The sequence below is a fragment of the Halomonas sp. BLK-85 genome, assembly GCF_044792155.1.
In the GTDB taxonomy this organism is placed as follows: Bacteria; Pseudomonadota; Gammaproteobacteria; order Pseudomonadales; family Halomonadaceae; genus Vreelandella.
In genome coordinates, this window is the sequence record NZ_CP087731.1 from 2,603,029 (window position 1) to 2,615,775 (window position 12,747).

The window sequence follows — 12,747 nt, forward strand, 5'->3', positions numbered from 1 at the left end:
ATGTCATCCACTCCGGTGACACCGTGGTACAAGCAGTTCTGGCCGTGGTTTCTTCTCGGCCTGCTGTTCTCGTCAATCATTGTCAGCACCACCTTTGCCGTCGTGTCGATCAAAAGCTTCGACGGCATGGTGGTTCAGGAGGATTACTACGAGCACGGCAAGGCCATCAACGTGGTCATTGCCAAACAGGAGCGTGCCCGCGAGCTCAATCTGGTGGCGGATATGCGCCTCGATCCGCTGACCAGCGATATCGTGGTGGATCTCAGCGGTGATGTCCGGCCGGACGAGCTTTACCTGAGCCTGGTCTTCCCCACTCAAAATGACCGCGACCAGACCTTTGTGCTTGAACATGTCCGCAATGGCCGCTACATCACACAAGGCCCGGACAATCTGCGCCATCGCTGGTATTTGCAGATTCAACCCGAACGTCAACAGGATGACGCCGAATGGCGGCTGATTGGCGAAGCCACCTTCCCGACTGAAGACAGTATTGAGCTGCGTCCTGGCGGTCGCTCGGAGAGCTGATGGCCGACACCTGTTACCACTGTGGCAACCCGGTGCCCGACGGGGCACCCTGGTGTATCGAGATTGACGACACTTCCCACCCTCTCTGCTGCCCTGGCTGTGAAGCCGTCGCCCATGCCATCATCGAGGGTGGCCTGGAAAGCTACTACCGCTACCGCACCGAACTCCCCGAACGGCCGGACGATCGTCAGACGGCCAATGCGGATACCTGGCAGGTATTCGATGACCCTGGCCTGCAGGCCAAGTTCGTTCATCCTGACGGCGATGAAGGCCAGGTACGCGCCACGCTGGCGGTTGACGGGATCACCTGTGCCGCCTGTGCCTGGCTGATTGAACACCGCCTCAACGCCTTGGAAGGGGTTACCAGCAGCGCTGTCAACCTGACTCACCACCGCGTACGCATCAGCTGGAACCCGGACATCATCCAGCTTTCCCGGCTGCTGGCTGAACTGGCAGCGATTGGCTATACCGCCCAGCCCTACGAGCCGGACCAGGCCCAGTTACGTCTGCAGAAAGAAGAGCGCATGAACGTGCGCCGCCTGATCATTGCGGCCGTTGGCATGATGCAGGTGATGATGTTTTCCATTCCGATCTATGTTGCCGGTGCCGACGGCATGTCGGAAGATTTTTACGTGCTGTTTCATTGGCTGTCCTTTGCCCTGGCCACTCCGGTGGTATTTTTCTCCGCTCAGCCTTTTTTCAAGAATGCCCTGCGTGATCTGCGCACCGGCGTACTGGGCATGGATGTGCCGGTATCCTTGGCGATTGGCTGCGCCTATGCGGCCAGCGCCTACGCGGTCATCTTCGATGTTGGCGAGGTATATTTTGACTCGGTTGCCATGTTTACCTTCTTTTTGCTGTTCAGCCGCTACATCGAGGCCCGCGCCCGGCGCCGTAACGGCCAGAGCGGCAATGCGCTAAGCAGCGTATTACCCGTATCCGCTACACGCCTGGAAGCGGACGGCAGCGAGCGCATTCTACCCGCCAGCGAACTGCGCGAAGGTGACCGGGTACTGATCAAACCCGGCCATGGCGTGCCGGCCGACGGTATTATTGAAGAAGGCGACTCCAGCCTGGATGAATCCATGCTGACCGGTGAATACCTGCCGGTAACCCGCCAGACAGGCGAACGCATTGTCGGCGGCAGCCAGAACATGGAAAACCCCTTGATCATGCGCGTCACTCACGCCGGCAACGATGCCCGTGTGGCCAGTATTGTCGACCTGACCGACCGCGCCTTTGCCAGCCGTCCACGCCTGGCCCAGATGGCCGCCCGTATGGCACATCTGTTTGTTCTTCGCCTGCTGGTGGTCACCGTCTGCGTCACCGCCGTCTGGTGGTGGATCGACCCCACACGGGTACTCTGGGTGATGCTGTCCGTGCTGGTGGTTACCTGCCCATGCGCCCTGGCCCTGGCCACGCCCACCGCCCTGACCGCCGGGCACGGCCAACTGCGTCAACGTGGCGTGCTGATTACCCGTGCGGATGCCCTCGAGTCGCTCTCCAGTGCCACCCGGGTGATTTTTGACAAGACCGGCACCCTGACCCGCGGCGAGATGCAGCTGACCGAGACGCGCCTGTGCAGCAGCGATCTGGATGCTGAGCGCGCCAGAGCGATTGCCGCTGCTCTGGAGTCACGCTCCGAACACCCGATTGCGCGCGCGTTTCGCCCTTACCGGAATGCGACCCTGCAGGCGACTGGTCTGCGCAGCCTCACCGGCCAGGGGCTTGAAGGCGCCATTGAGGGCGCGCTATGGCGGCTGGGCAAGCCCGCCTTTGCCTGCCAGGAGGCCACGCCAATCGCTCCCGGCCCGGGCCAATGGCTGTTGCTCAGCGAAAACGCTATGCCCAGAGCCTGGTTCCGCCTGTATGACGGCGTGCGCGATGATGCCGGGGAGACCATTGCCGCCCTGAAAGCCAACGGTATTGCCGTCGAGCTACTATCCGGCGACACGACCGCAACGGTCAAGGAGCTTGCCGAACAGCTTGGCATCGCGTCCTGGCAGGCCGGCGCCAGCCCGGAAGGCAAGCTTGCTCACCTTCAGGCCTTGCAGGAAAAAGGCGAATGCGTCGTCATGGTGGGCGACGGCATCAATGATGTTCCGGTGCTGGCCGGCGCGGATGTGGCCATTGCCATGAACGGCGCGACCGACCTGGCTCGCACTCGCGCGGATGCGGTGCTGCTTAATCCGCGCCTGTTGCGCATTGCCGATGCCGTTGACATCTCGCGGGCGACCCGGCGTATCATGCGCCAGAACATGATCTGGTCAGTGTGTTACAACTTTACGGCCCTGCCGCTGGCCGCCCTTGGATGGGTGCCGCCCTGGCTGGCAGCGCTGGGCATGTCATTCAGCTCGCTGATAGTGGTGGGCAATGCGCTGCGCCTGAGCCGCTGGAAAAGCCGCCGGCCAACGCCTGCTGTAACCCCTACTCCCAAACCGGTATCCGCATGACCATTCTCTATCTGCTTATCCCACTGTCGCTTATTCTTCTCGGGCTGGCCGTCTGGGCATTTTTCTGGGCGGTCAAGCATGAACAGTTTGACGACCTTGAGGGCCCGGCCCACCGCATCCTGTTTGATGAGGATGAGAACGACCTGTCTCAGGAAGAACGCCAGCGCCGCCAGCAGGCACGCGAGAAAAAAAGCGCCAGCCGCAAGCCACCCAACGACAGTGAACAACCATGAACCCGACAGGCTTTGACCTGCCCCCCATGCTGGCAGCCTTCATTTTTGGCTTGATGGGAGGCGCTCACTGCATTGGCATGTGTGGCGGTATCATGAGCGCCCTGACCTTTGCCGTTCCTCCCAGCATGCGCCAGCCGGCTCGCCTGGGCGGGCTTTTATTAAGCTACAACCTGGGCCGCATTCTGAGCTACATGATCGCCGGTGCCAGCGTGGCAGCGCTGGGCACCCTGCTTTCGCTGTCTCCCAGTGCCGGCATGGCGCTACAGGCCTTTGCCGCTGTCATGCTGATCCTGATGGCGCTATATATCGCCAACTGGTGGAAGGGCCTGCTCAAGGTGGAGGCCGTCGGGCGGCGCGTATGGAAACATATTGAACCTTTTGGACGGCGCTTGATGCCGGTGGTCAAACTCCCCCAGGCCTTTGCTCTGGGCGCCGTATGGGGCTGGCTACCCTGCGGCCTGGTCTATTCCATGCTGGCCTGGAGCCTGGCGATTGCCGACCCGCTGGAAGGAGCCTTGCTGATGGGCGCCTTTGGCCTGGGCACCCTGCCCGCCCTGCTGGCGACCGGGATTGCCGCACGACAGCTGAGCGGGCTGATTCGTCATCCCACTACGCGCAGTATCGCCGCCCTTAGCATCATCGCGTTTGCGCTGTGGCAGCTTTATGACCTGGCGGTATCCCATAGCTACTGAACGCCCGGGTCATACAACCGACAGGGGCCTCCACCTTGCCTTGGCTGACCCGCCCTTACCGGCTTTCCAACGACACGCGTGCTTCCTTGACGCAGCTCAATTCTTACCGGACTCACCAGGAGTAGGATGGGGTTTAATCCCTGTTTTCCTGGTAATGGAGTTTCGTCATGGCCGTTCACGCTCTCGCTGCTACCTCAACCGCTGACAGAGCGGCAACGCCCACTAACCCGGGCTGGGATGAAGCGCTCTTGCGCCGCTACGATAAAAGCGGACCGCGCTATACTTCCTACCCCACGGCGCTGTCGTTTCACGATCAGTTTGGCGCCGATGATTTCACCGCCGCGCTGGAACGCAGCAACGCCACTCGAAAGCCGCTGTCGCTTTATGTACACGTGCCTTTTTGCCGCAAGATCTGCTTCTATTGCGCCTGCAACAAGATTGCTACCAAGAACACCGCGCTGGCCGAGCCTTACCTGTCACGCCTGGACCGGGAGATGGTGCTAACCTCGCAGCACCTGGATACCACCCGCAACGTTGAACAGCTGCACTGGGGCGGCGGTACGCCCACATTTCTGACCCTGAGCCAGATGAGCGACGTCATTGATCGTCTGGATGCGCGCTTTGGCCTGTCATCCTCGCCAAGCCGCGACTACGCCATCGAGATCGACCCCCGCGAGGCGGATGTATTCACCCTGCGCCACCTGCAATCACTCGGCTTCAACCGCATCAGCCTGGGCGTGCAGGACCTTGATCCTGTGGTACAGAAAGCCATCAACCGCGTCCAGCCTCGCGTGCTGACGGAAACCCTGATGGAGGAAGCCCACCGCCTTGGCTTTCGCTCGCTGAACCTTGATCTCATCTACGGCCTGCCACATCAGAGCCAGGCGGGGTTTGCCGATACCCTGCGCCAGGTGATAGATCTTAACCCGGCACGCCTATCGGTATTCAATTATGCCCACATGCCTCAACGCTTTGCACCGCAGCGGCGCATCAATGAAAGTGACCTGCCAAGCGCCGAAGAGAAGCTGGATATCCTGCATACCACCATTGATATGCTGACCAGCGCAGGCTATGTGCATATCGGTATGGATCACTTTGCCCGCCCCGATGACAGCCTGGCCGTGGCGCAACGTGAAGGCAGCCTGCAGCGCAACTTCCAGGGTTATTCAAGCCATGCCCAGTGTGACCTGGTAGGTCTGGGCGTATCAGCCATTTCGCGGGTCAATGATGTCTACGCCCAGAACCCGACGGACCTGGCAAGCTATGAGCAAGCGCTGGACAGTGGCCAGCTGGCCACGGTCAAGGGTTTACGCCTGAACACCGATGACCTGATTCGCCGGGACGTGATCGAACGCCTGATGTGCGATATGCAGATCGACCTGGCCGAGGTGAGCAAACGCTGGAACATTGATGCGCCGCGTTACTTTGCTACTACCCTGGCGCGTCTACAGGGCCCGCTGCACGATGGCCTGATGGAACAGGAAGGCGACCTGCTTCGCGCCACACCCATCGGTCGGTTGCTGATCCGTCACCTGGCCATGGCCTTTGACGCACATCTACCCGACGATACCACTCAGCGATATTCGCGGATTGTTTAGGCTTGTCGGCATGGGCTCTTGCTTTCATAATGAAAGCGCTATCTTTCCAAGGAGGAGCCCATGCCGGAACCCATGACCCGTCGGCGAGCCCGGCTCAATGAGGCGCGCTGCCAGACATGCAGTCTCAGCTCGCTATGCCTGCCCCTGGCCCTTGAGCTGGATGACATGAGCCAGTTTGATGCCATCATCCGTCGGCGTGCGCCGTTGAAAAAAGGCGAGCCCCTGTTTCGTCAGGGAGACCGCTTCACCAGCGTGTTTGCCGTGCGTTCCGGCAGCCTTAAACAGCTGACCACCGAAGGTGGCGGCACCGACCAGCTGACCAATTTCTATCTGCCCAGCGAACTGGCCGGGCTGGACGGGATTGATGAACAGCACTATCCGGGCAGCGTGGTCGCGCTGGAAACCACCACGGTCTGCGAGATCCCTTTTGACCGCCTGGAGTTGCTCGCGGCCGAATTGCCGGAATTGCGAGGTCAGCTGTACCGCAGCATGAGCAAGGAGCTGCGCGATGACCGGCGCATGATGCGACTGCTCTCGCGCAAGACCGCCGATCAGCGCCTGGCGACGTTCCTGATCACGCTGTCCGAGCGCTTCCGGCGCCGTGGCTATTCCCCCTACAGCTTCCGGCTTTCCATGTCTCGGGCAGATATCGGCAATTACCTGGGGCTTGCGGTGGAAACCGTCAGTCGCATACTCAGCCGTTTCCAGAACCAGGGGGTCGTCGCCGTTTCCGGCCGGGAAGTGAACATTCTCGATATGCCGCTGCTGCTGACCCTGGCCGAAGAAGACATCGAAGACGCCGGATAACCCTCAGGAACCGACCTCAAACGCCTGGATACGGTCGGCCATCAGGTCGGCCTGCTTGGCTTCAAGACCGGCAAAATCAAACAGTTGACGATCCGCCAGTTGGGACGGGGCAACATTGGTTACCGCCCTGAACATGCTTTCCAGCCGCCCGGGGTGCTTTTTATTCCACTCTGCCAGCATTTCCTTGACCACCTGGCGCTGCAGGTTGGGCTGCGAGCCACACAGATTGCAGGGAATGATCGGAAAGGCCATCTGACTGGCAAACTCGGCAATGTCCGCTTCCTTGCAGTAAGCAAGAGGGCGAATAACGATATTCTTGCCATCATCTGATAACAGCTTGGGTGGCATGGCTTTCAGGCTGCCACCAAAGAACATGTTAAGAAACAGGGTTTCCAGAATGTCTTCCCGATGATGCCCCAACGCCACCTTGTTGGCGCCAATCTGTTCGGCAAAGCCATACAGGGAACCGCGCCTCAGCCTCGAGCAAAGCGAACAGGTGGTCTTGCCTTCCGGGGTTTTCTCCTTGACCACCGAGTAGGTATCACGCTCCAGGATATGATAGTCCACCCCGAGTTTTTCCAGATATTCGGGCAGGACATGTTCAGGAAAACCCGGCTGCTTCTGATCCAGATTGACCGCGACCAGAGAAAAACTCACCGGCGCGTTACGCTGAAGGTTGCGCAGGATCTCCAGCATCGTGTAGCTGTCCTTACCGCCGGAAAGGCACACCATTACCTTGTCACCTTCCTCGATCATGCGGTAATCAATAATGGCATGACCGACACAGCGACGCAGACGCTTTTGCAGCTTGTCGAATTGGCGTTTCTGTCGCGCCTGCTCAGCGCTATGACGCGACGCTGTTTCGCTCGGAACAGGGTCGACTCGGTCAGCAGCGGCATTGACCGCTTGCGGTGAAGACATCATGGTTGGCATAGACAGGGCCCGGACAGTCGTGCTGCAGCATAAAATATTCAACGGCTATTTCAGGCCGCGTATTCTAGCAGCTATTCTGCTCATTGCCGACGGCCTGGAATGCCCCTTTCATCATGAATATTCAAGGTGATAACGGTGGGACAGGCGCTGCTTGAGATCCTTGACGATATGCAGGGCTTCACGCATCAGGTCACGTTCCAGCGAAGAAAGCTCCTGCACCACGACCCGGTCAGAGCGCTTGGTAACATTCGCTTCGCCCTCTTCCAGCTGCTGCTTCAGACGTAACTCGGTAAACAGGGCCAAGGCTTCCCCCAGGTCGTCGGCAAAGCGACGTTTCAGGCGGCCATCCTCGACCAGGGCATCCAGCCGGTCGAGCGTCGATGTGGCCAGTATCCCGCGTTCCAACGCCATGGTGCGTACCCCATGCACAATGGGAAAGATACCGCCTTTCTTGATATCGATTCCGTGTTGACGTTTCTTCAATGAACCAAACAGGGTCAACGGAGTAGAAAAGCGCAGCGTGGTGCGCGCGAAGTAGGAAAGCAGTAACTCATCCTTGGCCCCGGCTTCAAACAGGGTGCTGCGCACACGCTCCAGCAGCGCTGGATTACCGGCGACCGCATGGGCATCAAGCATGATGGCCAGCTTCATCAGACTGTCTCCGTCGCGCGCCTCAACCCAACGAGCAATCCGCTGCTGCCACTGGCTGACCGTACCCACCCACTCCGGGTTGGATACCATGATATTTCCCGGGCAGGGGGGGTATCCCAGCTTGATCAGGGTATCGGTCAGACGCTGCATGTCATCTTCCAGCCCCGGCCATTGAAGATGGTCCTCCAGAATCAGGCCATTATCCTGATCGGTTTTCAGGATCTGTTCACCGCGCCCTTCGCTGCCCATCACCATCAGGCAGCTATCAGCATTGAATTGAGGGTCAACGGTAAACTGCCATGCCTTGCTGATGATCCGCCCGTTCAATGCCGCCAACAGGTCCATGGCAAAACGCAACTTGACCCCTTGCGCCATCAATGCCTTGACCAGTTCAGGCGTGCGCTGGCTGGCCGCTGCCAGAGTCTCCAGGTCACTGGCCTGCTCGACCTGCAGGCTGACCACATAGCTGCGGCTGGAAAAGTAGCTGAGCACATCGGTCAACTCAACCACGCCCTTGACGGTCTCACGCTCAACCACCACCACCCGGGATACCTTGTGGCGCGTCATCAGCACCAGGGCTTCAAACAGGTATTGTTGCGGCGTGACCGTTACCAGAGAGAAATGGGCGATATCCACCACAGGGTTACTTTGCGCCCGCCCATCCATGACCAGAGCATTCAGCAGATCTGTCTTGGTGACCATGCCGGGTGCGCCCTCATGCATGACCAGAACGCTATCAGCATGCCGCTCGTTCAGCTGCCTGACCGCGTCAGTTATATCGGCATTGGCATCCATCATCACTGGCTCGCGCATGCATTCCTTGGCCTGGGCCAGCATGAAGCCTGCCATGGTCACTCCGCCTTCAGCGCGCTTTTCGGTCATCAGGCGCGCTTTGTGCGCCAGGGTCTGACGGAAAAAATCACTGAAATCAGGATAATCAGCACATAGCTGCTGAAAGAGTGCCTTGGGCAGCAGATAGCACAGGCACTCCTGTTCTGCGATAAAGCGGTAACGGCTTTTTCCATTCAGGATACTGATCGCACCAAACAGGTCGCCCGCCGTGTAGTGACCGATTCTGGACGTCGATGAAGGCAAGGTAGGATCAACTTCAGCCACTTCCCCCCTGTGAATCAGAAAAACATGCTCTCCCGTTTGTCCTGTTTCAAGAATGATCTCGTCACGATCGTAATACACCATATCCAGACTACGGCGCACCTCTTCGCGGCCCGTCTCGTCGAGCATGTTAAAGGGGGGTTGCGTCAGATCCACTTCGACCATGATGGTCACCTCATTGGTTGGCGTATTCAACGTCGTAACACTGCCAGGCAGTATGCATAGCGCGCTGATCGTCGCGGGTGTTAGCTGGTAAACCAGCATCAGCTGGCGCATCTCACTGCTGCAAAAAAACGACCGCTGACGCCACTATAAAGTATTGACTCAGTACTGCAGTATATCCAGACGATACGCGCAAACTGCCAGAAAGTGTCACTCGGCAGGCCCACCAGAGAATTCCCGAACAGCTACCCATAGTCCGACTGGAGACACCGGATCGCCCGAACAGCTTACAAAATAGCAACTCTCAGGCCTTCTAGACTATTGTCCCATAGCCTGCAGGATGCCTTTAAGATCTCTATAAAATTATCTATAAGCCAATAAAAACAATGACTTGAAAATAAAGCTTTATCGTATCATGAGCTTTGATACCAAAGTCTGGGATTTATTTTCATGCGATATTGCCCACTATGATGGCGAGTCATTCAGGGTCAACGCACGTTACACGTTATCTTCACATGGTATTGCGACCTGATTTTCCCGCTCACGACGACACTTCAAGAAAGATAAGGAAGGGTCAGCGTTTTCCGGAAAAACAGACATGTGGGATAACCACTTGAGTGACGCCCCAACGTGCGATTGCCCTGATGGGCCAAACGCTATGGGTTAACTTTCCAAACCTATAAATCACAAGTGGAGAGCAACACAATGGCAGATGATAAATCCAATGCTGCTGAATACTGGAAAGCGAACGTCCGTACCATTGTCGGATGTCTCGCTGTCTGGGCATTCGTTTCATATGGCTGCGCTATCCTGTTTCGTCCGCTTCTGGCGGGCATTCCGGTAGGGGGCACGGATCTTGGCTTCTGGTTCGCCCAGCAAGGTTCCATCCTTACTTTCATCGGGATCATCTTCTTTTATGCCTGGAAGATGAACAAGCTCGATGAAAAATTTGGCCTGGGGGAGTAAGCCAATATGAGTCAGTTTTTAATCAACCTTCTGTTTGTTGGGGCCTCCTTTGCGCTCTATATCGGTATTGCGATATGGGCGCGCGCAGGTTCGACAAAGGATTTCTATGTTGCCGGTGGCGGTGTTCACCCGATCACCAACGGTATGGCAACTGCGGCTGACTGGATGTCAGCGGCATCGTTTATTTCCATGGCCGGTCTGCTGGCCTCCGGCGGTTACGCCAACTCAACCTTCCTGATGGGTTGGACAGGCGGCTACGTCATCTTGGCCATGCTGCTGGCCCCTTACCTGCGAAAGTTCGGCAAGTTTACGGTACCCGACTTCATCGGCGACCGTTTCTACAGCCGTACCGCGCGTCTGGTAGCGGTTATCTGTCTGATTGTCGCATCCGTTACCTATGTTATCGGTCAGATGACCGGTGCCGGGGTTGCTTTCTCGCGTTTCCTTGAAGTCTCCAACACCTGGGGCATCTGGATAGCAGCACTGATCGTCTTCCTGTACGCCGTCTTCGGTGGCATGAAAGGCATAACCTACACCCAGGTGGCCCAGTACGTGGTACTGATCATTGCCTATACCATTCCAGCGGTGTTCATTTCGCTGCAGCTGACTGACACGGTCATTCCGGGCATTGGCATGTTCAGCACCCACACCGAGTCCGGCATTCCGATGCTGGAAAAGCTCAACCAGGTTATCAATGAGCTGGGCTTCCAGGACTACACGGCTGACGTGGATAACAAGCTCAACATGGTGCTGTTTACCCTGTCGCTGATGGTCGGTACTGCAGGTCTGCCCCACGTTATCATCCGCTTCTTCACCGTCCCGAAAGTGGCTGATGCACGCTGGTCCGCTGGCTGGGCACTGGTCTTCATCGCCCTGCTTTACCTGACAGCGCCTGCGGTTGGTTCCATGGCGCGCCTGAATCTGGCGACCACCGTCTATCCGGAAATGGCCGGCCAGGTAGAAGACTACGAATCCGCGGCTGAAAACGCCCTGGTTTATGAAGAGCGCCCAGGGTGGGTCCGCACCTGGGAAGAAACCGGCCTGATCACGTTCGAAGACAAGAACAACGACGGTCGCGTCCAGATCTACAACGAAAGCAATGAAGACTTTGCTGAAACGGCCGAAGAACGTGGCTGGAACGGCAACGAACTGTCGGTCAACAACGACATCCTGGTACTGGCTAACCCTGAAATTGCCAACCTGCCCCCCTGGGTGATCGGCCTGATTGCTGCAGGCGGTATTGCTGCTGCCCTCTCAACCGCAGCCGGGCTCTTGCTGGCGATTTCCTCTGCGATCAGCCATGACCTGATCAAGACCATGATCAACCCGAAGATTACCGAAAAAGGCGAGATGCTGGCAGCGCGTATTTCCATGGCCGGTGCCATCCTGCTCGCTACCTATCTGGGCCTGAACCCACCCGGGTTTGCGGCACAGACAGTGGCCCTGGCCTTCGGTATTGCCGGTGCATCACTCTTCCCGGCACTGATGATGGGTATCTTCTCCAAGCGCATCAACAACGTCGGTGCGGTTGCCGGCATGCTGACAGGCCTGATTGCCACCCTGCTGTACATCTTCACCTACCTGGGCTGGTTCTTCATTCCTGGCACCAACATGCTGCCCAACACACCGGATAACTGGATCCTCGGCATCTCGCCGCTGTCCTTCGGTGCGATCGGCGCCATGTGCAACTTCGCAGTGGCCTTTGTGGTGGCCAATGCGACCGCAGAACCGCCGCAGGAAATCCAGGACCTGGTGGAAAGCGTACGCTATCCGAAAGGTGCTGGCGGTGCAGTGGATCACTGATTCATAGAGTGATCCAGGCATCATCAACCCGAGCAGGATATCTGTAAGTCGTTCGGGTTGATCACACATCGGGCTTCCCTCTGGGAAGCCCGATTGCGTTTAAATACCCTCAACGCAGCGAAGATTTGGCATAATGGTAGATTGCCCAACCCAGTTTTTCACTCCAAGGATTACCCTATTATGATTTGGCATCTGATCGCCGCCATATTTGCTGGCCTCGCGGCTGCAGGTATCGGTCTTTTCCTGCGCACCCTCAGCGGCAAGCGCCTGCCCACATGGATCATTCCCGTATTTGGCGGCCTGGGCATGTTGGGCTACCAGGTATCAACGGAATACGGCTGGTTTGAGCTCAAGCAACAACAGTTGCCGCCTTCAGCCGAAGTCGTCTCAAGCCAGACCAGCAGTGCGATATGGCGCCCCTGGACCTTTGCCTTTCCCATGGTCACCGAGTTTACCGTTGTCGATCATAATAGCGTTCGCATCAGCGACGGCGACACGCCGGTCGCTGACTTCATCCTCTATCACTTTGAACGCCACTACACGGAAACCGTGATCCCTCAGCGCTATGTGCTTAACTGCGATTCCCGGGAGCTGGTACCCATCGAGGATGACAGCGGCGAACCGGACACTCAGGCTACCCGCACCCTGCGTCAGGATTCAGGCATCTACACTGCCATTTGCCCGACAGGCAGCTGACGCCCTGTATTTCACTGACGCTGCGGCCAATTTCTCCTAGAATGGGTCTCAATCTGTCAGCCATCATCTGACACTAGCGGCCTGACGCCTGTTTTCGTATTTGCGGGGAAAAGAG

General features: G+C 57.8%; 11 protein-coding genes. 9 read left to right on the forward strand and 2 right to left on the reverse strand.

Going from position 1 to position 12,747, the window contains the following annotated elements; all coding sequences use genetic code 11:
- The 6 genes from LL947_RS11870 to fnr all read left to right on the forward strand — a co-directional run bounded on the left by LL947_RS11870 (nucleotide 1) and on the right by fnr (nucleotide 6,308).
- Entirely contained in the window at nucleotides 1-525 is a 525-nt protein-coding gene (locus LL947_RS11870; protein ID WP_499833313.1) for a FixH family protein, read from the forward strand.
- Entirely contained in the window at nucleotides 525-2,978 is a 2,454-nt protein-coding gene (locus LL947_RS11875; RefSeq protein WP_499833314.1) for a heavy metal translocating P-type ATPase, read from the forward strand. Before LL947_RS11870 ends, LL947_RS11875 begins: the two co-directional genes overlap by 1 nt.
- Nucleotides 2,975-3,211 (forward strand): cbb3-type cytochrome oxidase assembly protein CcoS, encoded by a 237-nt coding sequence (gene ccoS, locus LL947_RS11880; RefSeq protein WP_404414159.1) that lies wholly within the window; start codon nucleotides 2,975-2,977, stop codon nucleotides 3,209-3,211. The genes LL947_RS11875 and ccoS overlap by 4 nt, the downstream gene beginning before the upstream one ends.
- Complete coding sequence (locus LL947_RS11885; RefSeq protein ID WP_404414161.1) at nucleotides 3,208-3,903, forward strand: sulfite exporter TauE/SafE family protein; 696 nt, start codon at nucleotides 3,208-3,210, stop codon at nucleotides 3,901-3,903. The genes ccoS and LL947_RS11885 overlap by 4 nt, the downstream gene beginning before the upstream one ends.
- A gap of 167 nt (nucleotides 3,904-4,070) precedes the next feature.
- Nucleotides 4,071-5,501 carry an oxygen-independent coproporphyrinogen III oxidase gene (hemN, locus tag LL947_RS11890; RefSeq protein ID WP_499833315.1) on the forward strand — a complete coding sequence of 477 codons (1,431 nt, stop codon included), beginning with the start codon at nucleotides 4,071-4,073 and terminating at the stop codon, nucleotides 5,499-5,501.
- Between the two features lie 60 nt (nucleotides 5,502-5,561).
- Nucleotides 5,562-6,308: a fumarate/nitrate reduction transcriptional regulator Fnr gene (gene fnr / locus LL947_RS11895; protein ID WP_404414164.1), complete on the forward strand. Its 747-nt coding sequence runs from the start codon at nucleotides 5,562-5,564 to the stop codon at nucleotides 6,306-6,308.
- Nucleotides 6,309-6,311: 3 nt separating this feature from the next.
- Here fnr and ttcA read toward each other — a convergent pair whose 3' ends face one another.
- Nucleotides 6,312-7,241 (reverse strand): tRNA 2-thiocytidine(32) synthetase TtcA, encoded by a 930-nt coding sequence (gene ttcA, locus LL947_RS11900; protein ID WP_499833316.1) that lies wholly within the window; start codon nucleotides 7,239-7,241, stop codon nucleotides 6,312-6,314.
- A gap of 111 nt (nucleotides 7,242-7,352) precedes the next feature.
- Nucleotides 7,353-9,170 carry a DUF294 nucleotidyltransferase-like domain-containing protein gene (locus LL947_RS11905; RefSeq protein ID WP_499834422.1) on the reverse strand — a complete coding sequence of 606 codons (1,818 nt, stop codon included), beginning with the start codon at nucleotides 9,168-9,170 and terminating at the stop codon, nucleotides 7,353-7,355.
- A 702-nt stretch (nucleotides 9,171-9,872) separates the two neighbouring features.
- On the opposite strand from LL947_RS11905, the gene LL947_RS11910 reads away from it, so the two are divergent.
- The 3 genes from LL947_RS11910 to LL947_RS11920 all read left to right on the forward strand — a co-directional run bounded on the left by LL947_RS11910 (nucleotide 9,873) and on the right by LL947_RS11920 (nucleotide 12,632).
- Nucleotides 9,873-10,133, forward strand: coding sequence for a DUF4212 domain-containing protein (locus LL947_RS11910; RefSeq protein ID WP_499833318.1), 261 nt, complete (start codon nucleotides 9,873-9,875; stop codon nucleotides 10,131-10,133).
- Nucleotides 10,134-10,139: 6 nt separating this feature from the next.
- Complete coding sequence (locus LL947_RS11915) at nucleotides 10,140-11,936, forward strand: sodium:solute symporter family protein (RefSeq protein ID WP_499833319.1); 1,797 nt, start codon at nucleotides 10,140-10,142, stop codon at nucleotides 11,934-11,936.
- Nucleotides 11,937-12,116: 180 nt separating this feature from the next.
- Nucleotides 12,117-12,632 (forward strand): hypothetical protein, encoded by a 516-nt coding sequence (locus LL947_RS11920; RefSeq protein WP_499833320.1) that lies wholly within the window; start codon nucleotides 12,117-12,119, stop codon nucleotides 12,630-12,632.
- Nucleotides 12,633-12,747 lie beyond the last annotated feature (115 nt).